The organism is Chromobacterium rhizoryzae, from assembly GCF_020544465.1.
GTDB lineage: Bacteria > Pseudomonadota > Gammaproteobacteria > Burkholderiales > Chromobacteriaceae > Chromobacterium.
In genome coordinates this window covers 5,033,093-5,057,783 of record NZ_CP066126.1, presented here as the reverse complement: position 1 = coordinate 5,057,783, position 24,691 = coordinate 5,033,093, and the positions used below count along the sequence as shown (strand labels likewise).

At 62.8% G+C, this 24,691-nt stretch carries 25 protein-coding genes; 16 read left to right on the top strand and 9 right to left on the bottom strand.

Annotated elements, in window-relative coordinates:
• Nucleotides 1-63: 63 nt before the first annotated feature.
• The 5 genes from JC616_RS23115 to JC616_RS23095 form a co-directional block, all read right to left on the bottom strand.
• Nucleotides 64-846 (bottom strand): outer membrane protein OmpK, encoded by a 783-nt coding sequence (locus tag JC616_RS23115; protein ID WP_227105685.1) that lies wholly within the window; start codon nucleotides 844-846, stop codon nucleotides 64-66.
• 191 nt (nucleotides 847-1,037) lie between these two features.
• Nucleotides 1,038-1,370, bottom strand: coding sequence for an MGMT family protein (locus JC616_RS23110; protein WP_227105683.1), 333 nt, complete (start codon nucleotides 1,368-1,370; stop codon nucleotides 1,038-1,040).
• A gap of 6 nt (nucleotides 1,371-1,376) precedes the next feature.
• Nucleotides 1,377-2,027, bottom strand: a complete 651-nt coding sequence (locus tag JC616_RS23105; RefSeq protein WP_227105681.1) for an MBL fold metallo-hydrolase — start codon at nucleotides 2,025-2,027, stop codon at nucleotides 1,377-1,379.
• A gap of 148 nt (nucleotides 2,028-2,175) precedes the next feature.
• A complete protein-coding gene (locus JC616_RS23100; protein ID WP_227105679.1) occupies nucleotides 2,176-2,553 on the bottom strand; it encodes a DoxX family protein in 378 nt (125 codons plus the stop codon).
• A gap of 148 nt (nucleotides 2,554-2,701) precedes the next feature.
• Nucleotides 2,702-4,684 carry a methyl-accepting chemotaxis protein gene (locus JC616_RS23095; RefSeq protein ID WP_158274386.1) on the bottom strand — a complete coding sequence of 661 codons (1,983 nt, stop codon included), beginning with the start codon at nucleotides 4,682-4,684 and terminating at the stop codon, nucleotides 2,702-2,704.
• Between the two features lie 224 nt (nucleotides 4,685-4,908).
• On the opposite strand from JC616_RS23095, the gene JC616_RS23090 reads away from it, so the two are divergent.
• A complete protein-coding gene (locus tag JC616_RS23090; protein ID WP_227105677.1) occupies nucleotides 4,909-5,721 on the top strand; it encodes a nucleotidyltransferase domain-containing protein in 813 nt (270 codons plus the stop codon).
• 655 nt (nucleotides 5,722-6,376) lie between these two features.
• Here the strand turns inward: JC616_RS23090 and JC616_RS23085 are convergent.
• Entirely contained in the window at nucleotides 6,377-6,826 is a 450-nt protein-coding gene (locus JC616_RS23085) for a hypothetical protein (RefSeq protein WP_227105675.1), read from the bottom strand.
• A 373-nt stretch (nucleotides 6,827-7,199) separates the two neighbouring features.
• On the opposite strand from JC616_RS23085, the gene JC616_RS23080 reads away from it, so the two are divergent.
• The 11 genes from JC616_RS23080 to JC616_RS23030 all read left to right on the top strand — a co-directional run bounded on the left by JC616_RS23080 (nucleotide 7,200) and on the right by JC616_RS23030 (nucleotide 16,018).
• Nucleotides 7,200-7,583 (top strand): GPW/gp25 family protein, encoded by a 384-nt coding sequence (locus JC616_RS23080; protein WP_107801567.1) that lies wholly within the window; start codon nucleotides 7,200-7,202, stop codon nucleotides 7,581-7,583.
• A gap of 26 nt (nucleotides 7,584-7,609) precedes the next feature.
• Nucleotides 7,610-8,311 carry a phage tail protein I gene (locus JC616_RS23075; RefSeq protein WP_227105673.1) on the top strand — a complete coding sequence of 234 codons (702 nt, stop codon included), beginning with the start codon at nucleotides 7,610-7,612 and terminating at the stop codon, nucleotides 8,309-8,311.
• A gap of 30 nt (nucleotides 8,312-8,341) precedes the next feature.
• On the top strand, nucleotides 8,342-9,763 hold the full coding sequence (locus tag JC616_RS23070; protein ID WP_227105672.1) for a phage tail protein: 1,422 nt from the start codon (nucleotides 8,342-8,344) through the stop codon (nucleotides 9,761-9,763).
• A complete protein-coding gene (locus tag JC616_RS23065; protein WP_227105671.1) occupies nucleotides 9,760-10,332 on the top strand; it encodes a hypothetical protein in 573 nt (190 codons plus the stop codon). Before JC616_RS23070 ends, JC616_RS23065 begins: the two co-directional genes overlap by 4 nt.
• 109 nt (nucleotides 10,333-10,441) lie before the next feature.
• On the top strand, nucleotides 10,442-11,587 hold the full coding sequence (locus JC616_RS23060; protein WP_107801561.1) for a baseplate assembly protein: 1,146 nt from the start codon (nucleotides 10,442-10,444) through the stop codon (nucleotides 11,585-11,587).
• Nucleotides 11,580-12,236, top strand: a complete 657-nt coding sequence (locus JC616_RS23055; protein WP_227105670.1) for a phage tail protein I — start codon at nucleotides 11,580-11,582, stop codon at nucleotides 12,234-12,236. Before JC616_RS23060 ends, JC616_RS23055 begins: the two co-directional genes overlap by 8 nt.
• On the top strand, nucleotides 12,233-12,919 hold the full coding sequence (locus JC616_RS23050) for a phage tail-collar fiber domain-containing protein (RefSeq protein WP_227105669.1): 687 nt from the start codon (nucleotides 12,233-12,235) through the stop codon (nucleotides 12,917-12,919). The genes JC616_RS23055 and JC616_RS23050 overlap by 4 nt, the downstream gene beginning before the upstream one ends.
• 309 nt (nucleotides 12,920-13,228) lie before the next feature.
• Nucleotides 13,229-14,452 carry a hypothetical protein gene (locus tag JC616_RS23045; protein ID WP_227105668.1) on the top strand — a complete coding sequence of 408 codons (1,224 nt, stop codon included), beginning with the start codon at nucleotides 13,229-13,231 and terminating at the stop codon, nucleotides 14,450-14,452.
• An 11-nt stretch (nucleotides 14,453-14,463) separates the two neighbouring features.
• On the top strand, nucleotides 14,464-14,763 hold the full coding sequence (locus JC616_RS23040) for a hypothetical protein (protein ID WP_227105667.1): 300 nt from the start codon (nucleotides 14,464-14,466) through the stop codon (nucleotides 14,761-14,763).
• Between the two features lie 202 nt (nucleotides 14,764-14,965).
• A complete protein-coding gene (locus tag JC616_RS23035) occupies nucleotides 14,966-15,709 on the top strand; it encodes a hypothetical protein (RefSeq protein ID WP_227105666.1) in 744 nt (247 codons plus the stop codon).
• Between the two features lie 15 nt (nucleotides 15,710-15,724).
• Nucleotides 15,725-16,018, top strand: coding sequence for a tail fiber assembly protein (locus tag JC616_RS23030; protein ID WP_227105664.1), 294 nt, complete (start codon nucleotides 15,725-15,727; stop codon nucleotides 16,016-16,018).
• Nucleotides 16,019-16,078: 60 nt separating this feature from the next.
• On the opposite strand, the gene JC616_RS23025 is transcribed toward JC616_RS23030, so the two are convergent.
• From JC616_RS23025 to JC616_RS23015, 3 genes are read right to left on the bottom strand one after another with little or no spacing between them, the layout of a single operon-like run.
• The gene (locus JC616_RS23025) at nucleotides 16,079-17,479 is read right to left on the bottom strand and encodes an efflux transporter outer membrane subunit (RefSeq protein WP_227105662.1); all 1,401 of its coding nucleotides are present in this window, start codon (nucleotides 17,477-17,479) and stop codon (nucleotides 16,079-16,081) included.
• Nucleotides 17,472-20,618 (bottom strand): efflux RND transporter permease subunit, encoded by a 3,147-nt coding sequence (locus JC616_RS23020; protein WP_227105660.1) that lies wholly within the window; start codon nucleotides 20,616-20,618, stop codon nucleotides 17,472-17,474. Before JC616_RS23020 ends, JC616_RS23025 begins: the two co-directional genes overlap by 8 nt.
• A gap of 19 nt (nucleotides 20,619-20,637) precedes the next feature.
• Nucleotides 20,638-21,828, bottom strand: coding sequence for an efflux RND transporter periplasmic adaptor subunit (locus tag JC616_RS23015; protein WP_227105658.1), 1,191 nt, complete (start codon nucleotides 21,826-21,828; stop codon nucleotides 20,638-20,640).
• Nucleotides 21,829-22,025: 197 nt separating this feature from the next.
• Here JC616_RS23015 and JC616_RS23010 point away from each other — a divergent pair, with 197 nt between their 5' ends.
• The 4 genes from JC616_RS23010 (at nucleotide 22,026) to JC616_RS22995 (ending at nucleotide 24,687) form a co-directional block, all read left to right on the top strand.
• Nucleotides 22,026-22,691, top strand: coding sequence for a TetR family transcriptional regulator (locus JC616_RS23010; RefSeq protein ID WP_107801062.1), 666 nt, complete (start codon nucleotides 22,026-22,028; stop codon nucleotides 22,689-22,691).
• 69 nt (nucleotides 22,692-22,760) lie between these two features.
• Nucleotides 22,761-23,666, top strand: a complete 906-nt coding sequence (locus JC616_RS23005) for an ABC transporter ATP-binding protein (RefSeq protein ID WP_107801061.1) — start codon at nucleotides 22,761-22,763, stop codon at nucleotides 23,664-23,666.
• The gene (locus JC616_RS23000) at nucleotides 23,663-24,418 is read left to right on the top strand and encodes an ABC transporter permease (RefSeq protein ID WP_107801060.1); all 756 of its coding nucleotides are present in this window, start codon (nucleotides 23,663-23,665) and stop codon (nucleotides 24,416-24,418) included. The genes JC616_RS23005 and JC616_RS23000 overlap by 4 nt, the downstream gene beginning before the upstream one ends.
• A gap of 20 nt (nucleotides 24,419-24,438) precedes the next feature.
• Complete coding sequence (locus JC616_RS22995; RefSeq protein WP_048407933.1) at nucleotides 24,439-24,687, top strand: BolA family protein; 249 nt, start codon at nucleotides 24,439-24,441, stop codon at nucleotides 24,685-24,687.
• Nucleotides 24,688-24,691 lie beyond the last annotated feature (4 nt).

Genomic DNA, 24,691 nt, shown 5'->3' with positions numbered 1-24,691 from the left:
GGGAGAAGGCCAATATAAAAAAGCCACCGCGAAGGGTGGCTTTCATTTCCAGGCCGATAGGGCTTAGAAGTTGTATTTCAGCGAGTAGATGACGGCGTTTTCGTTGCCGGCCACGCCCAGCTTGTTGACGGCGTAGCGGTACTGCAGACCGGCGGTCATGGATTTGACCGGGGTCCACCACAGGCCGATGGCGCCGTTCTGGCCGGTGCGGCGTTCGCTTACGCCGTTCGGGGTGGCCAGGGTGGTGTATTCCTTGGCGCGGTCGAATTCGGTTTCGTGCCACTGGGTCACCGAGAACGGCTGGCCGAAGGCGGTGAAGTCGAAACCGGCGACATAACCGGCCATATAGCCGTTCATATTGGCGCCAACGCCATATTTCAGTTCCTGGTGGAAGCCGAGGAAAGGCTTGAACCAGACTTTGCCGAAGCTCAGGTCGGTGCCCAGGCCCACTACGCGGTTCTGGTCAAAGAAATTGTGGCCGCGGGTATCGTATACGTGGGTGTACAGCTTGACCGGCACGCCGCCGACTTCAGCCAGGTTGAAACGCGCAACTACCTTGGTGGTGTAGCGACGATCGCCTGCCGGCATTTCCTTGTCGTTGCGGTTCCAGTTCTCCAGATCGAAGAAGCCGTAAACATCGCCCCAGGAACGGCCGATGCCGCCTTCGGCTTCCAGGTATTGGAAGTTGCGCTTGGCGCCGAACGGGCCGGCTTGCGTGCGATCCAAGGTGCTCGGCGACCAGTTCAGCTGGTTGAAGCTGACATTGCCGAAGGAGTAATCACCGGCTTGCGCCAGGGTACAGCCGCCCACCAGAGCCAGGGCCAGCAGCAGATTGCGAGTTTTCATTGTTTCACCAGAATATTGTGCGTGTAGCGTGTAGTGCGCGCGGACAGACCTGTCGGCGCGGGCGCAGACTAGCTCAGAAATATTCGTTTGCAAAGTATTTACAATGCGCCTGTCGCATTTTTGTCATTTTATGTAAATGCGATGTATTTTGAGCTATAGATATTTGGCATGAAACATTAAATGTTGTGGAACTACAGTTTTTTGCTACAAAAATGCGCATCCGGCCAGCCGTAACGCCTTAAATCCACCTTGCCGGCCGCGCTCAATTCCACCCCGTCTTCTTCCAGCAGCAAGCGCTGCCAGTCGGCCTGCTCGCTGCCCGGCCGCGAGATGCGCCCTCCGGCGCCCAGCACCCGAAACCAGGGCACGCTGAGGCCTTCCGGCAAATGGCTGAGCAAACGGCCGACGTGGCGCGAATGGCGCGGATAGCCGGCCTGCTCCGCCAGGGCGCCGTAAGTGGTGACCCGGCCCGGCGGCAGCGCCAGCAGCAGCGCGATCACCTTGCGTTCAAATTCGGGAGGCATCGCGGCTCAGCGGTAGCGAGGGTTGGCCACATAGGGGTTGCTGCGCTTTTCCTCGCCCAAGGTGGTCAAAGGGCCGTGGCCCGGCACCACCGTGGTGTCGTCCGGCAGCAGGAACAGCTTTTGCTGGATGGCGTCGATCAGTTGCTGGTGATTGCCCATTGGAAAGTCGGTGCGGCCGATCGAGCCCTGGAACAGCACGTCGCCGGCGATCAGCAGCCGCGCGCTTGGGCTGTGAAACACCACATGGCCGGGGGTGTGGCCGGGGCAGTGGATCACGTTCAGGCTTTCCTCGCCCACGCTGACAGTGTCGCCTTCCTCCAGCCAGCGGTCCGGCGTCAGCGCCTCGCTGCGCGGAAAGCCGAACATATGGCCTTGCTGCGGCAACTGGTCCAGCCAGAAGCTTTCCGCGCGCTGCGGGCCTTCTATCTTGACGCCCAGTTGCTCGGCCAGGCGCGCGGCGCCGCCGGCGTGGTCGATATGGCCGTGGGTCAGCAGCAGTTTTTCCACCGTCAGGTTCTGGCGGGCGGTCCAGTCGGCGATGCGTTCGATATCGCCGCCGGCGTCCACCACCGCGGCGCGGCCGCTGGCGTCGCACCACAGGATGGAACAGTTCTGGGCAAACGGCGTGACCGGAATCACGTGGAAATGCAGGGACATGGCGCGCTCGATTCAATGCAATGCGGCATTGTGGCACGAGTCGGCGGGCAAGAGGAGGGCGGGCCGTCGCGGCCCGGGCCGGTGCAGAGCCTGTTCAACGCTCCTGCCTCACTCTCCCGCCGACGCGCGGCGCATTTTGAGCCGGCTTTCAGTCCTTGCGGCCGTCCCAGGACAGCTTGCCCGCGCCGTGGGCGAACACCATCAGCAGGCCGCCGGCCATGGCCAGGTTCTTGGTCAGCTGGATCATTTGCTGGCTATTGCCCGGTTCCCAGTGGAAGAGCAGCGCCGAGGCGACCGAGAAACCGGCCAGCAGCAAGGCCACCCAGCGCGCTCGCACGCCCAGCGCCAAGGCCAGGCCGCCGCCGATTTCCAAAGCGATCACCAGCGGCAGCAAGAAGCCGGGCACGCCCATCGCGGCCATATAACCCTGGGTGGCGGCGTAGCCGGCGCCGAGTTTGCCTATCCCGGCCAGGATGAAGACCTGAGCCAACAGCACGCGGGCAAGCAATGTGATCCATTTGTCCATCTTGCGTTCTCCTGCCGGCGCGCCGGCCTTGATTGATGACGCCGGCCGCGGAGGGCGGCCGGCCATGAACGGACTATACGGGCCGGGGCGGCGCGAAAAAAGCGCAAAAAACCGCAAGAGTCGATCAAAAAATCCGACCAAGCCGCGGCTACAGCTTGAATTTTCCAATCAGGGAATCCAGCTCCTCGCCCAGGCGCGCCAACAAAGTGGTGGCCTGCTGCGCCTGGCTGATGGATTCGTCGGTTTGCAGCAACATGCCGTGAATGTTTTCGATGTGGCGGGCGATTTCCTGGCTGGCGCTGGACTGTTCGGAGGTGGAGGCGGCGATGTCGCCCACGGATTCCACCACTTGCTGGGCGTGGCCGCTGATCTGCTGGATCGATTGCGCCGATTCCTCGGCCAGCTTCACCCCCTGGTCCACTTGGCGCAGCGCGCCGTCCATGCTGTCGGAGGCCTTGGTGGTGTCCTGCTGCATGGTCTGGATCACGCCGGAGATTTCCAGCGTGGCCTGAGCGGTGCGCTCGGCCAGCTTGCGCACTTCGTCCGCCACCACCGCGAAGCCGCGGCCCATCTCGCCGGCGCGCGCCGCCTCGATCGCCGCGTTCAGCGCCAAGAGATTGGTCTGGTCGGCGATGTCGCGGATCACCGACACGATGCCGCTGATCTGGTCCGAGCGCTGCTGCATGCCGCTCAGCACCTCGGCCAGCTCGCGCACCGTCTGCGAAATGCGGCCGATCTCGCGCACGGTGGCGTCGACATTGGCCGAAGCCTCGCTGGACAGCGTATCGGCCTCGCGCGCGCGCTGCTCCGCCACTCGCGCCGATTCCGCGATGTGGCTGACGCTGACCGACAACTGCTCCACGCTGGCGGCGGTGGCGTTGGCGGCCTCGGACTGGCGCGCCGAGCTGCCGCGGATCTGATCCACGTCGCCGGACAACTGGCGCACCGAACCCAGCACATCGCCGGCGTGGCGGCGCACGTCCAGCATCATCGTGCGCAGCGAGCCGGTGAAGGTATTGAAGGCGCCGGCGGCCAGGCCGATCTCGTCGCGGCTGGCGATGGGCAGCGCCCGGGTCAGATCGCCGCTGCCTGAGGCCAGCTCGCTCATCGCCGATTGCAGCCGGCCCAGCGGGCGCAGCAACTGGCTGAGCGTGGCGCCCAGCAGCAACAGGATCAGCGCCAGAATGCCCAGGCTGATCAAGGCCGACTGCCAGCTGGCCGCGCGCACCGGCGCGAACGCCTCGCTCAAAGGGATGGAAATGCGCACCGCCCACGGCATGCCGGCCTCGCCCACGGTGATGGGCATGATGAAGTGGCGGAAGCCGTCGTCGCTGTCGTATTCCGCCGGCTGGCCGCCCTTGATCGCCGTCTTGGCCGCCGCCGGCAGACCGGCGTCCGCCTTGCCGTTGAGCGCCGGGTCGCGGCCGGCCAGCTGCACGCCGCTATTGGAATACAAACTCATGAAGCCGCTCTGGTAAGGCTTGACCTTGGCGGCCAGCTCCTGCAAATGACCGAGCGCGATATCGCAGCCGGCCACGCCCAAGACCTTGCCGTTGCTCGACAGGGGAAAGGAAATGGTGCCCATCAGGATCTTGATGTCGGGATCGACGTAAGGCTCGGTCAGCATCGGCTTGCCGGTCTTGCGCGGCTCGGTGTAGTAGGCGCTGTCGTCCACGCCCTCGCCGCCCCACACCACGTCGATCTTGCCGCTCTTGCGATACCAGTACACGCCGCTGCGGCCGGTCTTGTCGTTGTGCTCCTTGCCGGCCAGCTCCGCGTCGCGGCCGTCCAGCGCGTTGGGCTCCCAGATCGCCCAATAGCCGACCGCGTCCGGATTATTGGGCAACTGGCCTTTGACGATGTCGGATATCAGCTGGCGGGCGTTGGGCGGCAGATTGTGCTTGACCGCCACCGCGGACTCGGCCACCACCTGGGCCGAATCGTAAGTCTTGCCCAGCAAGCGTTGCACCTGGCCGGCCTCGCTTTCGGCCAACAGCTTGGCGTTGTCCAGCACCGCCTTCTCTGCGCTCTGATAACTGGCGTAGATATTGACGCCGGCCAGCACGCAAAAACCGATCAGGATCAGCAGGCCGGAACTGGCCAGAATCTTGCCCTTGATGGTGGTGATCATGGTTGTCCCCATCGCTTCATATGTGTTCTTCCCCAAAAGCCGTTGCGAGCGGACGCCGGTTCCCGGCCCGGTTATTATGGTGTGGGCCCGCCGGCGGCATCGGTTTCCAACGGCATGCCGCCATTTGTATTAAATAGCTTAAATGGGGTAAAGGGAAATTTTGCAATCGGCGGGACGGCGCGCCATCTTCCGGCGCGCCGCGGCGAGACAGGGGGAATCGAAGCATGTCGATGGAAGCATGCACCCGCCCGGACCATGCCGAGCGCCCGGCGGAGGCCGCGCGGCGGCTGGTGCTGGCGCGCTTGGAGCAAGTGGAGGCGAGCCACGGCGTGCGCATCCTTTACGCGGCCGAAGGCGGCAGCCGCTGCTGGGGCTACGCCGCGCCGGACAGCGATTACGATGTGCGCTTCGTCTACCTGCATCCGGAAGCGTGGTACGAGACCGGCGACCGGCGCGACGTGATCGAACTGCCGCTGGCCGACGGGCTGGACATCAGCGGCTGGGAGCTGCGCAAGGCGCTGCGGCTGAGCCTGGGCGGCAACGCCGCGCTGCTGGAGTGGCTGGCCTCGCCGCAGGTCTACCGCCAGCACCCGGCGGCCTGCCGGGTCTTGCGGGATCTGGGGCCGGAGCACTTCGCCGGCGAGGCGGCCTATTGGCATTATCTGTCCGTAGCGCGCAAGAACTACCGCGGCCGCAAGCTCGAGCAACAACTGCGACTGAAAAAATACCTGTACGTGCTGCGGCCCTTGCTGGCGGCGCAATGGGTGAAGACGCGGCGCGGCATGCCGCCGCTGGCGCTGGCGGAATTGGTCGCTGGGACTTTGGACGATGTCCGGCTGCGCGATGAGCTGGCCGGCTTGCTGGCCTTGAAAACCGCCGGCGGCGCGCCGGAGTACGGCCCGGCCACGCCGGGCCTGCAAGACTATATCGATGAGGCCATGCGGGATTACGAGGCCGCGGCGCGCCCGAGCCGCTACAGCGACTGGGCGCGGGCGGACGCATTGCTGGAGCAAGTACGCCTGGCCTGCGGCGTTTGAATAGGCGGAGGCCTTGGTTTCAGTGGCCTATGTCTGAGAACCTGTTCTAAGTCTCGCGAGCAAGAGCGAGACAAGGCGAAAATGAGCGAAAAAGAGGAATGTACAAGTGGTACATGAGCATTTTGAGCTGGCTTTCAACGCCGTATCGCCGAAGCGCAGCAGACTTTGAACAGGTTCTGACGGCGCCATCCGTCCGACAAACCTCCTGCCCTAGGGTGGGCGGAGCGCGGCGATGCCTACGCGGAAACGCGATGGGACCGATGCTTGGACCTTGGCGCGGGGTTTGGTGGGTATCGCCTTTCAGCTCCACCCACCCTACAAAGACCCCCGACCAAACCATCCGCCGTAGGGTGGGCGGAGCGCGGCGATGCCCACGCGGAAACGCGATGGGATCGATGCTTGGATCTTGGCGGCGGGGTTTGGTGGGTATCGCCTACGGCTCCACCCACCCTACAAATACCCCCGACCAAACCTCCTGCCGTAGGGTGGGTGGAGCACAGCGATACCCACGCGGAAACGCGATGAGATCGATGCTTGGGCCTTGGCGGCGGGGTTTGGTGGGTATCGCCTACGGCTCCACCCACCCTACAAATACCCCCGACCAAACCATCCGCCGTAGGGTGGGTGGAGCGCAGCGATACCCACCGCAAGACGCTTAGCGGTTTCGCAGGCGGATGCGGCGGAAGCGCGCTTCCAGGCTGAAGCGCCGTCCCAGCGCCAGGTAGATCTGGTGTTGGCTATCAACATGGCGGTAAACCCGGACCCGGTCGGCACCCAGCAGCATCATGATTTCCAGATAGTTGAAGAAACCCATCCACTGGCCGCGACCGTCGCGGTCGTCAAAATCAATGTCGCGCGCCACGCGGCTGAGCAGGCCTTTGCCGACGTATTCCCGGTTGTCCTTCAGCCATTGCAATAGGTGAGCCGCGCATTCGCGGCCATAGGCGTGGTCAGCGAGGAGATCCTTGCTGGGCGTAGGCATTTGCCAGTAATGCGGGTAGGTGCGGCCGGGGCAGAAGCGGACGAAGGGGAGCAAGGCTTCCTGTTGTCCCAGAGCGTTCAATTTGTAGCGGCGGCGCGGGGGAAAGTTTTGAGGCTGTTGCATGGTGTTTCTCCTGCTGTGACACAAGATAAACCACCTGCCGGGGAAGACTGAGGTATTGGGCAGGCGCGTGGCAGGATTGGCGTACCGAGCTATGAAACCGGCGAGTGCATAGCACTCTCCCACCACACGCCTGCCAAGTTGGCAGAGCCATGGGTGTACTGCTTGCGTAATTTCATAGCAACGGGACGCCAATCCCGTGTGCCGCATGTGGGCGGCAACGGGGGAATTGTTGCCGACCGGGTGCGGAGGGTCAAGGCATGGAGGCAAGGCTTGCGCCGGATGCGGCGGCATCCGCGAAATTGTCCTTGTAATTCAATTGTTTCCCTAACCGGCTTTAAAAGCCCCGCGGCGGGCCTTGCGGCATCATAGGCCCATGACCCGCATATCCGACATCTCCTCCTTGCACTGGCAGCCGGCCTTGCAGGCCCGCGATCAGGCATCCCCCGCTGACATCGTCGAAAACCTCGACGACATCCATCAGGCCTTGCGCATCATCTTGGGCACGCCCAAGGGCAGCGATCCGCTGCGGCCGGAGTTTGGCAGCGATTTGTTCCGCTACCTGGACTACCCGGTGGATCGGGCCCGGCCGCATGTGGTGCGCGAGGCGGTTGAGGCGATCAGCCACCCCTTGTACGGCGAACCGCGCGTCGCCGTGGCGCGAGTGTTCTACAGTGTGGGCGGCAACGGCGACGCGCGGCTCAGCGTGCAATGGCGGCTGGCCGACGGCGTGATCCGCGAAACCGAGTTGCGGCTATGAGCGCGGCGGCTACGGGCAGCGGAACCGTGCCCAATATTTTGGCCAAGGACGAACGCTTCGGCCAACTGGCGCAGCTCACCACCCGCTTGGGCGACGCCGATCTGAGCACCTTGCTGGTCTATCTGGTGGATCAGGTGGACGCCGGCTGGCTGCCGGCGCTGGCCGAGCAATTCCATGTCGCCGGCGACGAGGGCTGGCGCCTGAGCCAGGGCGAGCGCCAGCGGCGCGAGCTGATCAAACAGTCCATCCACCTGCACCGCAGCAAGGGCACGCGCTGGTCCTTGCAACAGGTGCTGGCCACGCTGGCCTTGTCCGGCCAGATCAGCGAATGGTTCGAATACGGCGGCAAGCCTTATCACTTCAAAATCCAAATCGACCTGGCCGCCCGCGGCATAGACGCCGCCACGCTGGCGGCGCTGGAGGCGATGATCAACGAGTACAAGAACGCCCGCTCGGTGCTGGAGCGGCTGGCGCTGGTGTTGAGCAACCGCAGCGCCGTTCCGGTGCTGGCCTTGACCACCCAGGCCGGCGAACTGGCCACCGTGCTGCCGTTCCAGCCGGTGTCGCTGGAGCAGCGCGCCAGCTTGAACGCCGCGCTGGCGTTAGACAGCGTGGAGACCGCTACTGTCTATCCGTTTCAGACGACGGCGCTGCGGCAGCAGGCGCCGGTGACGCTGGGCCTGGCGCACGCCAGCGTCGAGACGGTCACGCTTTATCCCGCAGCATGAGACCCCTTGAATCTTTTCCAGGAGCAATCGATGGCCAATGAGTTTTTCACGCTTCTCACCGCCAGCGGCAAGGCCAAGCTGGCGGCGGCGCAAGCCAACGGCGCGCCGCTGCAGATCAGCCAGATGGCGGTGGGCGACGGCGACAACGGCGGGTATTACACGCCCAGCGAGAGCCAGACCGCGCTCAAGCACGAAACCTGGCGCGGCGCGCTCAACCACCTGGCGGTGGATCCGAACAACCCCAACTGGGTGGTGGCGGAGGCGGTGCTGCCGGATACGGTGGGCGGTTTTTACATCCGCGAGGTGGGCCTGTTCGACAGCCGCGGCGATCTGATCGCCGTCGGCAAATTTCCCGAGAGTTACAAGCCGCTGCTGGCGGCCGGCTCCAACAAGCAGCTCTATGTGCGGATGATTCTGGAAGTGTCCAACACCGCGGCGGTCACTCTGTTGGTGGACCCCAGCGTGGTGCTGGCCACGCGTTCCGCGGTGGAGCAGCGCATCGCCGAGGAGTTGGCGAAGCGGGACTTGCCCCTGACCGCCTTGCCGCTGCCCTGCGTGGCGACGGCGGACAACCGGATGGCGGTGACCGCGGCAGCGGTGGCGGGCCAGGGCGGCACGGTGTCGGTGCCGGCCGGCATCGCCATCAGCCTGGGGCAGGACACTCAATCCGGCGCCGGCAAAGCGGGGACCTTCGTCACCAGCGCCTGGACCAGCCCGGTATTGGCGCCCGGCAGCGAGTACTTCCTGCGCGCCCAGATTGTGTCCGGCACCTTGACTTGCTATGTGCAGAAAGGGGTGTTGACGGACGCGGCGCCGGCGTCCTTGAAGGGGGCCGCCAATGGCGCGGCGGGAGGCGGTTTCTTCTCCACGGCCTTGGATATCTGTTTGGCCAGGGTGATCACCGGCGCGGCCGGCAGCGCGCCCGTTGTGCAAAAAGTGATCAATCGCGGCGCAGCCAGCTGGTCCGCGACGATGAATGGCTCCGGCACCGTCTATCTGCCGTTCGATCCCTTCATCAAAACCGGGCGGATCACCGCGTCGACGATCACGCCGCATCCGACGCAAATTTCGCAAATTAGTCATGGCAGCGGGGGCTGGACGGGCGCCGCCTATTGGTTGGGCTGCCCTACCGGCACCGGCGGCGGTACGGCGAACATGTCCAGTTACTCGAACTGGACGGGCCCCGCCGCCGTGCTCATCACGTCCAATAACGTGGTGGGCGATATGGTGGTGTCCACCTGCACCGGCATGTTCGAGCACATCGCCGGCAAGTCGATGTGGCAGGTCTTGCAGATGGAGCATCAAATCGGCGACGCCACGGGCGCAAACGGCGATGAGCATTTGATGGGGGAGGGCACCAAGAACCTGTTGCCCGCCGATTACGACAACGGCTTGGCCATCAGTTACAGCAACTGCGTCAATGCCTTGCTGACTTGGGAGGTGGTGCGATGAGAATGGTGGAAAACCTGCTGTCTTACGATGGCGAGCTGCGTCCGGCGCAGCCTTCCGACAATCATGTGTGGACTGGTGCGGAATGGCGATTTGACGCCGCCTTGCAAGCCGAGCGGCTGGAGCAGCATAAATTGGCGCAGTGCGCGCGCCTGGACGCCGAGGCGGACGCGATTGCCAACTGGCATGCGATTTCGCCGCCGCGTCTGGCCGAATACCAGCGCGCCGCCGCCGAGGCGCAGGCGTTCAAGGACGCCGCTTACAAGGGCGAGGCGCCGCCGGCGGTGCGCTCCTGGGCCGAAGCCAAGAGTTGGGACGGCCAGCAGGCGGCGGACAGCATCCTGGCCAAGGCGGCCGCCTGCGAACAGGCGCTGTACGCGATCCGCGACGCGCGGCTGAAGGGCAAGGAAGCGGTGCGTCAAGCCGCGGACGAGACGGCGGCGCGCGCGGCGACCGACGAGGCCGTGTCCCGGCTGCAGCAGCTGGCCGCCGGCGATTTCGCCGCCGCCTTGCCGGAAGCCGAAGCCGGCCGCGCCGGCAGTCTGTTCAAGTTCTTTTCCAAACGGCTTTAAAAGCCGGCGGGGAGCATGATGGCGGATCATTTCGCCATCCGCTTCCTCTTCGGCGCCCCGCGGCGGCCGCGCCTGGCCGCCGTCGCTCCCCATTCAAGGACGTTCTTCCATGACCCCAGACTTGCCCAAGTTCATTGATGACGATCCGCATCTCGTCACCGCCGAGCTGATCGACGCCTACCAGAAGATGAGCGGCAAGACGCTCTATCCCGGCCAGGTGGAGCGTTTGCTGATCGATTTGATCGCCTATCGCGAAAGCGTGGTTCGCGCCGCCTTCAACGACGCCGGCCGTCAAAACCTGGTGGCCTTCGCTCGCGCGCCCATGCTGGACTACCTGGGCGAATTGGTCGGCGTCAGCCGCTTGCCGGCCCAGCACGCGCGCTGCACGGTGCGCATCGCCTTCTCCCAGCCGCTGGCGCTGGCGCAGCTGATTCCGGCGCAGACCCTGGTGGCCGGCGGCGGCGTGCAGTTCCAAACGCTGGCCAGCCAGATTGCGCCCGCCGGCAGCAGCAGCGTCGACGTGCCGGTCAGCGCGGTGGAGGCCGGCGCCGCCGGCAACGGCTTTGTGCCGGGCCAGATCAACGCTCTGGTGGATGAACTGGACGTGGACGCCAGCGTGGTCAATATCGACACCAGCGCCGGCGGCGCCGACGCCGAGGACGACGAGCGTTTGCGCGCGCGCATTAGGCTGGCGCCGGAGTCGTTCAGCGTGGCCGGCAGCGCCGCCTCCTATCGTCACCACGCGCTGCGCGCGCATCAGGACATCGCCGACGTGGCGGTGATCAGCGCCAGCCTGCAACAGCAGAACGGCGAATTGCAAAGCGCCAATCAGGTGCCGCCCGGCGTGGTGCGGCTATACCCGCTGACCAAGACCGGCATGCCGCCGGACAGCCTGCTCAGCGTGGTGGCCGCCGCCTGCAGCGCCGACCGGGTGCGGCCGCTGACCGATCTGGTGGAGGTCTTGCCGCCGGAGGATTACGGCTACCGGGTGCGCGCGAGGCTGACGCCGTATCGCGACGTCGATCCCAAAACCGTGCAACAGCAGGCGCAGGCCGCCGTCGGCGCTTTCGTGCAGGCGCAGGCGGAGCGCTTGGGCCGCGACATCGTGCCGTCGCAGCTGATCGCCACGCTGTCGGTGTCCGGCGTTTACCAGGTGACTTTGCTGGAGCCGGCCGCCACCCAGGTGGTGCCGCCGCAGGGCTGGTCGCACTGCACCGGCATTCAGCTGGAAATGACCGGAGGCCAGGATGGCTGATGTGACCCCCAATCTGCTGGTGCGCGACGCGCGCTTCGGCCCGCTGGCCCGGCTGAGCGAACGCTTGGGCGACATCGATCCAGGCGGCTTGTTGGTTTATCTAGTGGACGCGGCCAAGCCGGAGTTGTTGCCCCTGTTGGCCGAGCAATTCCATATCGACGGCGATGAAGGCTGGCTGCTGACCCAGAGCGAGCGGCAGCGCCGAGATCTGATCAAGCAGAGCATAGAACTGCATCGACACAAGGGCACGCCCTGGGCGCTGCGCGAAGTGTTCCGCATCCTCGGCGTGACGGTGGAACTGGAGGAGTGGTGGCAGCGCCAGCCGCCGGCCGCGCCCCATACCTTCGAATTGACCGCCTGGGCCAACGACAATCTGTTGCCCGGCCAGGCCTTGTTGAATCCCGAGCTTTACCGCCGGCTACGGCGCATGGTGGAGCTCGCCAAGCCGGCGCGCAGCACTTATCGCTTCAAGCTGGGCGCGCGCTTCAACGGCCGCTTGGGCCTGGCTTCGGCCGCTCAGGCGCGCGCGTTGATCCGCCGCAGCGCCGAGACGGCGCCGATGCGGCTGGCGCCGCAGCAGCCGCTGACCCTTTCATCCGCCGCGCAGATCTATGGCGTGGTCCACGTCACCATGGAGGCATCGTTGTGAGCACCCCCTTAGCACCTCTTATCACCGCCGCCGGCCTGGCCGCGATCTGGCGCGCCAGCAATGACGGCGTGTCCGCGCAGATCACTCACATCGCCTTGGGCGACGGCGCTTACGCGCCTGCGCAGAGCCAGACCAAATTGCGCGGCGAACAGGCGCGCTACCCTATCGCCGGCGGCGAACGGCTGGGCAATACCCAGATCCATCTGACCGCCATCGCCGACGACGACAAGGCGTTTTGGGTGCGCGAGATCGGCTTCATCCTGGCGGACGGCACTTTGCTGGCAGTCTGGTCGGACCCGAAGGCGGCGCTGGCCTATAAGGCCGCCGATGTGCAATTGCTGCTGGCCTATGACCTGGCCTTGAACGCGCTGCCGCCGAACAGCGTCACCATCCAGTCCAGCGGTGCCGGCCTCAACCTGAGTTTGGCCAGCGAGTTGGCGGCTTTGGCCGCCGCCCAGATCAGCGAGGCCACCCGCGGTTTGGAGCGCGACGATCGCATCCGCGCGCAGGCGGACAAGCAGCAGGTGCTGGAACCGCAGGTGGCCGCCCTGCAAAGCCAAAGCCGAGCATTGGAGCAGGAGCATGCCGCCGATAAACGCGCTGGCCTGGAACTGGCCACTGCCAACGCGGCGGCCATCGTCAGTCTCCAGCATTTGTTCGTGAAACAACATCTGGGCATTTGAGCCAACGGATCGTGGGGGGAGGCGGGCAGCCAAGCGTTGAGGATGAAACTATTTTGAGCCGTCTAGGCGAGCTGTGCTGATGTTGCTGGCACATCGCATGCGGTAAAGAGACAGCATCCAGCACTTGTCGCAGGGCTTCCCCGCCTATCTCATGAATACGCTGATCCGCTGTTTAGTTCGACATTTATTGAATTTATTAATTTAAATATTCATTAATTGCTGGACTTGTCATGAAAGAGTGTTGGTAAAGGCGGTTTTGATGTCAGCCGAAATGGCTGTGTGTTGTTGTTTGACTTTAAGGAGAAAGAGATGAGCTTGGAAAGCAATGTTGCAGATCTGGTCAAGTCAGCAAATGCATTGACTGGAGTTGTCAATGGCAAGATCGGCGCTATTGATAAAAGGGTGGATGTTCAAGTCGCTAAAATGGACAGCACGATGGCCAATTGGGGAACCACGGCCAGCCAGATTCTGGAAGTGGGACCGGGCAAGCCCTTCAAGACGATTTATGAGGCGTGGACATCCTTGAGTGGCAAGGTATTGCGACATGATGTGAAAATTAAAGTGAGTGACGGGGTGCACACCAGTACTTCAATTCATTTGAGAGGGCAGCCCTATGCGCATCGGATCAGGATTGAAGGCAATATCAAAAACCCGGAGGCATGTGTGCTTAAGTTTGTGCCGGATAACGCCAAGCTTTCTCATGGGGTGATTTTTAATGGGGTGCGGGGGGTCAATTTTAGTGGGTTTAAAATTATCGGAGAGAACGATGCCGATAAAAATTTCACTTGGCGTGGCGTGAATTTGCAAAGAGGAGCTTATGTGGTGTCCGACCCTAACTCTATACAAATAGAAGGTGTGCATAATGGTGTTGAATTGATTTATGGCAGTCTTTATTTTTGCCCTGGTTTAAAGGTAACAGATTTTGGCGGTCATGGAATGTTGGTGCATGATTTTTCTCGAGCGACTGTTGATGACGTGAAGTTAAAAGGAAGGGGGAAGCAGTTTGTAAGTGTCAGGCCTGATGGTGTCAAAGTCATAACCATTGGAATCAAGGCTGACTATCAATCTTTTGTAACAGCGCATCGTGCTGTGATTAGCCAGTGCAGTGATACGGGGTGCCTTGCCGGCAAGAATAGTGTTGTTTTTGCCTATGGAGTACAAATCCGAGATTGTGCCAATTATGGTATTTACAGCAGTTCCGGTTCTAAAGTGGAGGTTCACCCAAATGATGGGGAGCCTTCTGCAATCAAGGATTGTAAGGTAGGTGTTGGCGCACGGTATCAAGGCGCTGTATTTGGTAGTGATCTGGCTATTCAAAATGTTGAGAAGGGTTTCTATGTTGATCTGGCGGGTCTGGCTAGCGTGGTTGGTAGCTCAGCCAGTCATTGTTCGGTCATCGCTTATGAGGCAACCAACGGAGGATTCATCAATGCGACAGGTAGCTCTGCCAAATCAATAGAAAACAAAGTCAAGTACTCCCCGGTGAGTAGCGGTGTGGCAGGTAATGCCAACGCGACCATCGTTTTTAGTTAAGGAGAAACATCATGGACTATATTGAAAATATTAATGAATTTGATGAAGGAGCGGCCGGCCTGAATTTGGATGGCGGCTGGTTTGATTATACAGAAGGCACCGAGGTGCCGGAGGTGGGTGCTGATCATTATCTGCGGGCAGCGGCGGAGGGGAAAATCCTTAGCGCCTATAGCATCCAACAACAGTTGAACATCGTGCGTAGAGGAAAAAAGGAGGAGGTCGAAGCAATGGGTACATTCATCGATGCGGTTCTGGCTTGGAGAGGTGGTGCCAACCCAGACTTCGACGAGCTTGAGAAAATTCAACCCTGATTGGAAGGGATGAATAAGAAGCCACTTGGGGAGGTGGCTTCCTTTGCTTTTTTAAAATGTTTTAAGATACAGCGCATTTTGCCAGTGCCAGAATGCTTCCTTGTCAGTCTCGAGTTCGTTCATACCTTTCTTGCTGTGGACGAAAAGCATGGTCGGACCCTGGGTTCCGGCCGAACTCTGTGATGAACTATTGGAGAGCATGATGAGCTTGGAAAGCAATATCGCGGAATTGGTACAGGCGTCGAATGCGCTGACCGGCACGGTAAACGGCAAGATTGCCGATATCGATCGGCGCGTGGATGTCAAGATTCAGCAAATGGAGGATTGGCGCAAGGAGAATACGCCGGAACGCCGCATCGTCATTGATTTCACCATCGGTGGCAGCAAGGATTTCTTCTATCCGGTGTGGTGGCGTTTTCGCGCCGCGGGTGAGAGTGGTGCGCATCAAGTGTCTATCGTCCGTAATTTTGCATGGAATGGTGCCGAGACGGAGCGGCCATTGAATGCCAGCAGCGTGCACCAGGCCGGGTTGTTGCTGGAAATGGAGGGAAGCGACGTGGCTTGGGGCGGGGACGCCAAGTTTCTCGAAATTAAGCGCTTCAGCGAAACCTATAACCCGACGGTATCGCATGTTTCTCATGCGATGTATTGCAAGCAATATCGGATAGACATGAATAAGCCGGTGTACAACAGTATTCCGGAGGGGACGCTTGCTGCATGCAATATGGTGCTGAGTGGCGCATATCTGCGTGGGGGCGGTTTGAATTATCGCGTGATTTCCAATCTGCCGCTGGATTTTGGTTTTCATGATGGCAAGGGTGGCGCGCGCGAAATTGCGAATGGACCGCATGTGAATGTGCGCTGGGAGGTCGAGCCGATTGCATTGGCCAGCCGCGTTGCGCCGCCGCAAACCCTGAACGCTTTTGTCGACGCGCCGACCGCTTAACTCCAGGAGATTCCGATGCTGATGATTGCCAAACTGCCTAACGGCATGATCAATGTGCCCGCCGACCAACTGGCCGAACTAGACGTCGACGCGGCCACTGCGAGCCAGCTGATTCGCGCAGCCAAGTTGGAGCTGCTGCGTATTGAGCGTGACCGCCTGCTAGCCGCGTCCGACAAAACCCAGTTGCCGGACGCGCCGTACAGCGCCGAGCAGCGGACCGCCTGGCAGGCCTACCGCAAGCAACTGCGGGATATGCCCGAGTCCGTGCCGGACCTTGACCATGTAGTGTGGCCGGCTCTCCCGGCCTGATGCCGCGGTTAGCCAATAAAAAACCCCGCCAAGGCGGGGTTTGTCTTTGCACATAGCGGATCAGGACTTGGCCGGGGCTTCCCAGCCGCCGCCCAGCGCCTTGTACAGGCCCACCACGGCATTCAGTTGGTCCAGCTTGGCGCTGACCAGGCCCAGCTCCGCCTGGAAGCTGTTGCGTTGCGCGTCCAGCACGTCCAGATAGCTGGCGTAGCCGTTGTCGTAACGCAGATTGGCCAGGCGCAGCGATTTGTTCAAGGCCTGGAACTGCGTGGTCTGCGCTGCCTGGATCTCCCGCGCCGCGCCGTAGCCGGACAGCGCGTCCAGCGCGTCCTTGAACGCGCTTTGCACCGTCTTCTGATACTGCGCCAGCGCCTGCTTCTGCCGCGCGCTGGCCGCGTCCACCGAGTAGCCGGTCTGGCCGAAGTTGAACACCGGCGCCGCCAGATTGCCGACAAAGCTCCAGGTCCGCGTCGGGCCGGTGAACAGGGTGTCCAGCGACAGGCTTTGCGAACCCAGCGCCCCGCTCAGGCTGATGCTGGGGAAGTAGGCCGCGCGCGCCACGCCGATGCGGGCGTTGGCGGCAACCAGTTGCTGCTCGCTGGCGGCGATGTCCGGCCGACGCTCCAGCAGGCTGGAGGACAGCCCGGCCGGCACTTCCGGCGGGGCGGACAGCGCGTCCAGGCTTTGACCGCGCTGAATGCCGCCGGCCACCAGCTGCTTGGGCGAGTGGCCGAGCAGCACGCCCAGCGCGCTTTCGGTCTGCTCCAGCGCGCTGGCGATCTGCGGCACCTTGGCGCGGGCGGAGGCCGCCTCGGCCTCGGCCTGCTGCTGGTCCAGCTCCGAGATCAAGCCGCCCTTGAAGCGCTTGGTCTGCAGCTTCAGCGATTCCTCGCGGCTTTGCAGCGTGCGCTTGGCGATGTCCAACTGGGCGTCGTAGGCGCGCAGCTGGAAATAGGTCTGCGCGGTTTGCGCGGCGATCGCCAGCTTCGAGCTGTCGCGGGCGAAACGGCTGGCGGCGAAGTCGGCGCGGGCCGCTTCATTGCCGCGGCGCAGCTTGCCCCACAGGTCCAGTTCCCAAGACGCGGTGAGGTTGGCGTTGCGCACGTCGCTGACCAGCGGCGCGCCCGGCGTGCTTGTCGTGCTGGAAGCGCGGCCGCGCTGATAACCGGCGTTGGCGTTCAGCGCCGGCAGCAGCTGGGCGCGGGCGATGCCGGCCTGGGCCGCGGCTTCGTCGACGCGGGCGGAGGCGGCGGCCAGGTCCTGGTTGTGTTCCAGGGCTTGGGCGATCAACTGATCCAGCACCGGATCGTTGAACTGCTTCCACCAGTCCAGGGCGATGGCCGGGTTCTGGGCCTGGGCGCTGTCCGGCAGCTCCAGTTTGGGGCGGCTGTAGTCGGGGCCGACCGCGCAAGCGGTCAGCGCCAGCGCCACCAATGAGGGAATCAGGGCGCGTTTAAGCATCGGCCTTGTCTCCTGCCTCGGCCGCGGGCTGAGGCTGTTTCGGTTTGCTGAACTTCATGATGAGCATGAAGAACATCGGGATGAAGAAGGTGGCGATGAAGGTGGCGGCCAACATGCCGCCCACCACGCCGGTGCCGATCGAGTGGCGGCTGGCGGAGCCGGCGCCGCTGGAGATGGCCAAGGGCATGCAACCCAGCACGAAGGCCAGCGAAGTCATCACGATGGGGCGGAAGCGCAGTTTGGCGGCCTCGATGGCGGCTTCGACCACGCTTAGGCCTTCTTCTTCCATTTGTTGGACGGCGAACTCCACGATCAGGATCGCGTTCTTGGCCGATAGGCCGATCAGCGTCACCAAGGCCACCTGGAAGTAGACGTCGTTGGCGAGTCCGCGCAGCCAGTTGGCCATCAGCGCGCCGAACATGGCGAAAGGCACCGCCATCAGCACGCTGATAGGCAGGCTCCAGCGTTCGTACTGCGCCGCCAGGATCAGGAACACCATGATCATGCCGAAGCCGAAGACCACGGCGGAAGAACCGCTGGTGGATTTCTCCTGGAAGGCGGAACCGGTCCACGCCAGGGTGTAGCCGTCGGGCAAGGTGTCCTTGGCCACGGCTTCCAGCACGTTCAACGCCTCGCCGGAGCTGAAGCCGGGCGCGGGACCGCCCACCAGCTTGGCCGCCGGGAAGATGTTGAAGCGCTCCAGGCTTTCCGGACCGGTGGTGTGCTTGATGGTCACCAGCGCCGTCAGCGGGATCATATTGCCGTCCTGCGAACGCACATAGATGTTGCGCAGGTCTTCAACCCGGGTGCGGAAATCCGCCTCCGATTGCAGCTGCACGCGGAAGGTGCGGCCGAACTTGTTGAAGTCGTTGACGTACAGCGCGCCGAAGGTGCTCTGCATGGTGTCGAACACGGTGTTGACCGGCACGCCCAGGGACTTGGCCTTGGCCCGATCCAGCTTGACGTAGATCTGCGGCACGCTGGCGGAGAAGGTGGTTTGCACCCCTTTCAGTTCCGGGCGTTTGGCGGCCGCGGCCACCAGTTTCTTGGTGACTTCGCCCAGTTCCACGGAGCTGGCGCCGCCGCGGCTTTGCACATAGGCCTCGAAACCGCCGGTGTTGGACATGCCGGAGATCGGCGGCGGGTTGAAGGCCAGCACGATGCCGTCGGTGATGCCCATCATGCCCTTGGCGAAGGTGTCGCCCACCACGGCCTGAGACGACAGGTTGGGCGTTTTGCGCTCATCCCACGGTTTCAGGGTGATGAAGGACACGCCGGCGTTGGTCTTGTTGCCGCCGGTCAGGATGTCGAAGCCGGCGAAGCTCATCACGTCCTGGACCGCCGGGTTCTTGCTGGTCATCGCGTCCAGCTTGGTCATGGTGGCCGAGGTGCGCTGCATCGACGCGCCGTCCGGTAGGAAGGCGGCGGCGATGATGTAGCCCTGGTCCTCGTCCGGCGCCAGGCTGGACGGGATGATGCGGAACAGGCCAACGCAGATGGCGATCAGGCCGGCGAACAGCAGGATGCCCACCGCGCTGCGCTTGATCAGGAACACCACGCCGCGGGAATAACCCTGGGTCAGGCGATCGAACCAGTTGTTGAACCAGACGAAGAAGCGGGCCGGATGCTGATGGCCTTCCTTCAACAGCAGCGCGCACAGCGCCGGGGTCAGGGTCAGGGCCACCAGGCCGGAAATCGACACCGACACCGCGATGGTGATGGCGAACTGCTTGTACATCTGGCCGGCGATGCCGCCGAGGAAGGCCACCGGGATGAACACCGAGCACAGTACCAGCACGATGGCCACCAGCGCGCCGGACACTTCATCCATCGCCTTGAAGCTGGCTTGCAGCGGCGACAGCTTTTCCTGGGTCATCAGGCGTTCGACGTTTTCCAGCACCACGATGGCGTCGTCCACCACGATGCCGATGGCCAGCACCAGGCCGAACAGCGTCAGGGTGTTGATGGTGAAGCCGAAGGCGTACATGCCGGCGAAGGTGCCGATGATGGAGACGGGCACCGCCAGGCAGGGAATCAGGGTTGCGCGCCAGTTCTGCAGGAACAGGAACACCACCAGGAATACCAGCACCATGGCTTCGGCCAGCGTGGAGTACACCTCTTTGATCGACACTTCCACGAACTTGGTGGTGTCGTAAGGGATGGCGTAGTTCAGGCCTTTGGGGAAGCTCACCGCCAGTTTCTGCATCGTCTGTTCCACGGCTTGCGCGGTGGCCAGCTGGTTGGCGCCGGGCGCCAGGAAGATGCCGATCGGGATGGTGGGTCGGCCGTTGTGCGTGCCGGTGAAGTCATAGGACAAGGCGCCCAGTTCCACGCGCGCCACGTCCTTCAGCCGCACGGCGGAGCCGTCCGGGTTGGAGCGCACGATGATGTTCTCGAACTCTTCCGGTTCGGACAGGCGGCCCTGGGTGGTCACGGTGTAGGTGAAGTCCTGCTTGCCTTTGACCGGCTCCGCGCCCACCTTGCCGGCGGCGAACTGAGCGTTCTGCTCGCGGATGGCGGCGGCCACGTCGCTGGGCGTCAGCTTGAGCTGGGCCAGGCGATCGGGCTTCAGCCAGACGCGCATCGAGTAGTCCTGGCCGGCGAAGTTGATCACGTCGCCCACGCCCGGCACCCGCTTGAGCTCGTCCACCACGTTCAACAGCGCGTAGTTGCTGATGAACAGGGTGTCGTAGGTCTTGTCCGGCGAGAACAGCGAAATCACCTGCAGGAAGGCCGAGGATTTCTTGGTCACGTTGACGCCTTGCCGGCGGACTTCTTCCGGCAGCTGCGACAACACCGACTGCACGCGGTTGTTGACGTTGATGGTGGCCTGGTCGGCGTCGGTGCCGATCTTGAAGGTCACGCTCAACGACAGCTTGCCGCTGGAGGAGCTGGTGGACTGCACATAGAGCATGTCGTCCACGCCGTTGATCGCCTGTTCCAGTGGCGAAGCGACGGTGTTGGCGATCACCTCGGCGGAGGCGCCCGGGTAGCTCGCGCTCACCGAGATCATCGGCGGCACGATTTCCGGGTACTGCTCAATGGGCAATGCCTTGAGGGCGGCCAAGCCGGCCAGCGTGATCACGATGGAGATCACGCTGGCGAAGATGGGCCGCCTGATGAAAAAGGCGGAAAACATGAATGGTTACCCCTTTGCCTTATTGTTTGGGCGCGGCGGCGGGCGCGCTGGCGTCGGCCTTGAACGGATGCGGCTTCACATCGGCGCCCGGGCGCAGCTTGATGATGTTGTCCACCACCACTTTGTCGCCGGCTTTCAGGCCGCTTTCCACCAATACGTTCAGACCCACGTCCTGGGACACGGTGATGGGACGCGGCTGCACCTTGTTGTCGGCGCCGACGACCCAGACCATCTTGCCCTGCTGCGAGGTCAGCACCGCGCGCTGCGGCACGGCGATGGCGTTGCTGCGTTGGGCGCCTTGCAGGATCACGCGCACGAACTGGCCGGGCAGAATGCTGCCGTCCGGGTTGGCGAAGGTGGCCCGCGAACGGATGGTGCCGGTGCTGGCGTCCACCAGGCTGTCGGTGAAGTTCAAGCGGCCGCTCTTGCCGTAGGTGGAGCCGTCGGTCAGCTTCAGCTGCACGTTGAAGTGGCCGTTGGAGGCCAGCTTCAGTTGGCCGGAGTCCTGCATCTTGCGCAGATTCATCATGTCGCTGTCGGACATGCTGAAATTGACGTAGACCGGGTCCAGCTGGGACACCTTGGTCAGCAGGCTGCCGTCGGCGCTGGTGGACACCAGGCTGCCTTCGGAACGGGTTTCCTGGCTGGTCATGCCGGAAATCGGCGCGGTGACGCGGGCGTAGCCAAGATTGATCTTGGCCTGCTGCACCTGGGCCTGGGCGGCGGCGACGGAAGCCTTGGCGGCTTCATAAGCACTGACCGCGTCGTCGCGGTCTTTCTGGCTGACCGCGTTCTCTTTGAACAGCGGGCTGATGCGGTCGAAGTCCTGCTTGGTGCGCACCAGCTGAGCCTGTTGCACTTGCAGATTGCCCTGGGCCTGGTCCAGCGTCGCCTTCAACGGCTCCGGATCGATCTGGAACAACAAGTCGCCCTGTTTGACCGGCTTGCCTTCGGTATAAGCGCGCTTGAGCAGAATGCCGCCCACACGGGCGCGTACTTCCACTTCTCGCGAGCCTGCCGCCTGGCCGACGAATTCGAAGGAGACCGGCACATCGCTAGGGGTGATTTCAATCACGCCTACCGGCACCGGCGGCATGGCGCCGGCGTGCTGGTCGTTTTTTTGACCGCAGGCCATCAGGCTGGCGGCCAGAGCGGTGAGCAACAGCCAGTGCCCGCCTTTCTGGGCGAAGGTGTTTCCTTGCATCTTCATGGGATGTCCTCAGGAATGTGGGGGTATGAGTGTTATAAGTAAAAGGTACTGCAATTTTTCTTTGATAGTGGGAATTGATCGATCTTGAGTCGCGACATTTTACATACATGCGTGTACGTATGTAAAATGCTTCCAGCGACGCATTGTGTTATGGTGCGGGCTTCCGACAGACCCCTTTGATCAGCGATACGTTCAACATGGCACGCAAAACCCGGGAAGAAGCCGAACAAACGCGGCATCTGCTGCTGGATACGGCGGAGCAGCTTTTTAGCGAGAAGGGTGTCTCTAAAACGACACTGGCAGACATCGCCAGCGCGGCGGGATTGACGCGCGGCGCGGTGTATTGGCATTTCCAGAACAAGCTGGACTTGTACCGGGCGATGCTGGACAGGATGGGCGGGCAGTTTGATGACATCTGCGAGCAATTGTTGAGAACGGCACACTCGAGTCCGGCTCTGGCCTTGTGGAACCATAGCCACCGGCTGCTGACCATGATTGGGGAGAACCAACAGGTTCGTCGTATATTACTCATTCTGTTTATGCGTAGCGAGCATGTCGGCGAACTGGCTCCCATTCACGACGAGTGTGTTGCGCATATGCAAGAAACCCGCGAGCAATTGACCCTGGTGGTGCAGATGGCGGTGGATGCCGGCCAGACCTTGCCCTATGTGACACCGGAGACGGTGGCCGAGGTGTTGCAGTCCATGCATCACGGCCTGATCAACCGCTGGCTGGCGGACGGCAGCCAGACCAATCTGGGCGAGAATGCCACGCAACTGTTGCAATATGTCTACCGTGGAATATTCCTGCCGGAAGTGATGGAAGAACTCTCCCCCTCAAGCGTAGCCCAGCGCTATAATTGACCTTTTTTGTCAAACCATTAGCGCCGTTGGCGGCTTCAGCCGCGCGGCGTTGTCGGTGTTACCTCTCTCATGCCCCAGGCTATTGAAATTCAGGCGGTGAGCAAGCGCTATGGCCAGCTGCAGGCGCTGGACCAGGTCGGCTTTACCGTCGCACCGGGCGAATTCTTCGCCCTGCTCGGCCCCAACGGGGCCGGCAAGACCACGCTGATTTCCGCGATGGCAGGTTTGTCGCGGCCGGACAGCGGCAGCATCCGCATCATGGGCCACGACGTGGTCGGCGATTTCCGCGCCGCGCGCAAGGCGCTGGGCGTGGTGCCGCAGGAACTGGTGTTCGATCCCTTTCTGTCGGTGCGGGAAACGCTGCGCTTCCAGTCCGGCTACTTCGGCCTGGGCCGCAACGACGACTGGATCGACGAGTTGCTGTTCAAGCTGGGTTTGGCGGACAAGGCGCACAGCAATATGCGCGCCCTGTCCGGCGGCATGAAGCGCCGGGTGATGGTGGCCCAGGCGCTGGTGCACCGCCCGCCGGTCATCGTGTTGGACGAGCCCACCGCCGGCGTGGACGTGGAGCTGCGCCAGAGTCTGTGGGTGTTCGTGCAGGAACTGAACCGCGCCGGCCACACCATTGTGCTGACCACTCATTATCTGGAGGAGGCCGAGGCCTTGTGCTCGCGCATCGCCATGCTGAAGAAGGGCCGGCTGGTGGCGCTGGAGAACAAGGACAAGCTGCTGGCGCACAGCGCGCGCCGCGAAGTGGCCTTGCTGCTGTCCGGCGATTTGCCGGCGGCCTTGCTGCCTTTGAAGCTGCGCGACGAGGACCGCCGCGTGGTGTTGCAGCTGGAGCACCTGGGCCAGCTGGAAGCGGTGCTGACCGCGCTGCGCGAAGCGGCGGTGGAAGTGCGTGAACTGAACGTGGTGGAGACGGATCTGGAAAGCGTGTTCGTCAAGATGATGAATGGAGGGCCGCAGCCATGACCGGCTTCATGACCCTGTTCAAGAAAGAGCTGGTGCGCTTCTGGAAGGTGGCGTTCCAGACCGTGGCCGCGCCGGTGTTGACCGCGTTGATGTATCAACTGATCTTCGCCCATGTGTTGTCGCGCCATGTCGAGGCCTATCCGGGCATCAGCTACACCGCCTTCCTGATTCCGGGCCTGGCGATGATGTCGATGGCGCAGAACGCTTTTGCCAACAGCTCCAGCAGCCTGATCCAGTCCAAGATCACCGGCAACATCGTGTTCCTGCTGCTGCCGCCGCTGACCGCGCTGGAATTCTTCGGCGCCTATCTGCTGGCCTCCGTCGTGCGCGGCTTGGCCGTCGGCGCCGGGGTTTTGCTGATCACCGGCTGGTTCGGCCTGCCGCTGCCGGCTCAGCCGCTGTGGGCGTTGACCTTTGCCGTGCTGGGCTGCGGCGTGCTGGGCGCGCTGGGCATCCTGGCCGGCATCTGGGCGGAAAAGTTCGATCAACTGGCCGCCTTCCAGAACTTTCTGATCATGCCGCTGACTTTCCTGTCAGGCGTGTTCTATTCGATCAACAGCCTGCCGCCGTTCTGGTACGCCGCGTCTCATCTCAACCCGGTGTTCTACATGATAGACGGCTTCCGCTACGGCTTCTTCGGCCAGGCCGACGTCAGCCCCTGGCTGTCGGCCGGGGTGGTGGGCGGCAGCTTCGCCGTCTTGTCGGGCCTGACGCTCTGGCTGATCAAATCTGGCTATAAACTGCGCCATTGAGCGCATCCACGGGATTTCTCATGATTACTCCGCAACAAGTCAAACAGTACATCGAGGCCGGCCTGGCCTGTACCCATCTGGAAGTGGAAGGCGACGGCCACCACTTCTACGCCACCATCGTGTCGGCGGCTTTCGAGGGCAAGCGCCTGATCGACCGCCACCGCCTGGTCAAGGAGGTGATCGCCACCCGCCTGGCCAGCAATGAAATTCACGCTCTGTCCATCGTCAAGGCCGCTACGCCGGACGAATGGCAAAAACTGCAAGGCTGATCCG

Coding starts and splice junctions, on each gene's coding strand:
- JC616_RS23000 (WP_107801060.1), top strand. CDS start 23,663: ATGACCGGCTTCATGACCCTGTTCAAGAAAGAGCTGGTGCGCTTCTGG.
- JC616_RS23085 (WP_227105675.1), bottom strand. CDS start 6,826: ATGCAACAGCCTCAAAACTTTCCCCCGCGCCGCCGCTACAAATTGAAC.
- JC616_RS23025 (WP_227105662.1), bottom strand. CDS start 17,479: ATGCTTAAACGCGCCCTGATTCCCTCATTGGTGGCGCTGGCGCTGACC.
- JC616_RS22995 (WP_048407933.1), top strand. CDS start 24,439: ATGATTACTCCGCAACAAGTCAAACAGTACATCGAGGCCGGCCTGGCC.
- JC616_RS23035 (WP_227105666.1), top strand. CDS start 14,966: ATGAGCTTGGAAAGCAATATCGCGGAATTGGTACAGGCGTCGAATGCG.
- JC616_RS23015 (WP_227105658.1), bottom strand. CDS start 21,828: ATGAAGATGCAAGGAAACACCTTCGCCCAGAAAGGCGGGCACTGGCTG.
- JC616_RS23055 (WP_227105670.1), top strand. CDS start 11,580: ATGGCTGATGTGACCCCCAATCTGCTGGTGCGCGACGCGCGCTTCGGC.
- JC616_RS23110 (WP_227105683.1), bottom strand. CDS start 1,370: ATGCCTCCCGAATTTGAACGCAAGGTGATCGCGCTGCTGCTGGCGCTG.
- JC616_RS23040 (WP_227105667.1), top strand. CDS start 14,464: ATGGACTATATTGAAAATATTAATGAATTTGATGAAGGAGCGGCCGGC.
- JC616_RS23065 (WP_227105671.1), top strand. CDS start 9,760: ATGAGAATGGTGGAAAACCTGCTGTCTTACGATGGCGAGCTGCGTCCG.
- JC616_RS23080 (WP_107801567.1), top strand. CDS start 7,200: ATGACCCGCATATCCGACATCTCCTCCTTGCACTGGCAGCCGGCCTTG.
- JC616_RS23030 (WP_227105664.1), top strand. CDS start 15,725: ATGCTGATGATTGCCAAACTGCCTAACGGCATGATCAATGTGCCCGCC.
- JC616_RS23010 (WP_107801062.1), top strand. CDS start 22,026: ATGGCACGCAAAACCCGGGAAGAAGCCGAACAAACGCGGCATCTGCTG.
- JC616_RS23020 (WP_227105660.1), bottom strand. CDS start 20,618: ATGTTTTCCGCCTTTTTCATCAGGCGGCCCATCTTCGCCAGCGTGATC.
- JC616_RS23070 (WP_227105672.1), top strand. CDS start 8,342: ATGGCCAATGAGTTTTTCACGCTTCTCACCGCCAGCGGCAAGGCCAAG.
- JC616_RS23060 (WP_107801561.1), top strand. CDS start 10,442: ATGACCCCAGACTTGCCCAAGTTCATTGATGACGATCCGCATCTCGTC.
- JC616_RS23105 (WP_227105681.1), bottom strand. CDS start 2,027: ATGTCCCTGCATTTCCACGTGATTCCGGTCACGCCGTTTGCCCAGAAC.
- JC616_RS23115 (WP_227105685.1), bottom strand. CDS start 846: ATGAAAACTCGCAATCTGCTGCTGGCCCTGGCTCTGGTGGGCGGCTGT.
- JC616_RS23090 (WP_227105677.1), top strand. CDS start 4,909: ATGTCGATGGAAGCATGCACCCGCCCGGACCATGCCGAGCGCCCGGCG.
- JC616_RS23100 (WP_227105679.1), bottom strand. CDS start 2,553: ATGGACAAATGGATCACATTGCTTGCCCGCGTGCTGTTGGCTCAGGTC.
- JC616_RS23095 (WP_158274386.1), bottom strand. CDS start 4,684: ATGATCACCACCATCAAGGGCAAGATTCTGGCCAGTTCCGGCCTGCTG.
- JC616_RS23005 (WP_107801061.1), top strand. CDS start 22,761: ATGCCCCAGGCTATTGAAATTCAGGCGGTGAGCAAGCGCTATGGCCAG.
- JC616_RS23045 (WP_227105668.1), top strand. CDS start 13,229: ATGAGCTTGGAAAGCAATGTTGCAGATCTGGTCAAGTCAGCAAATGCA.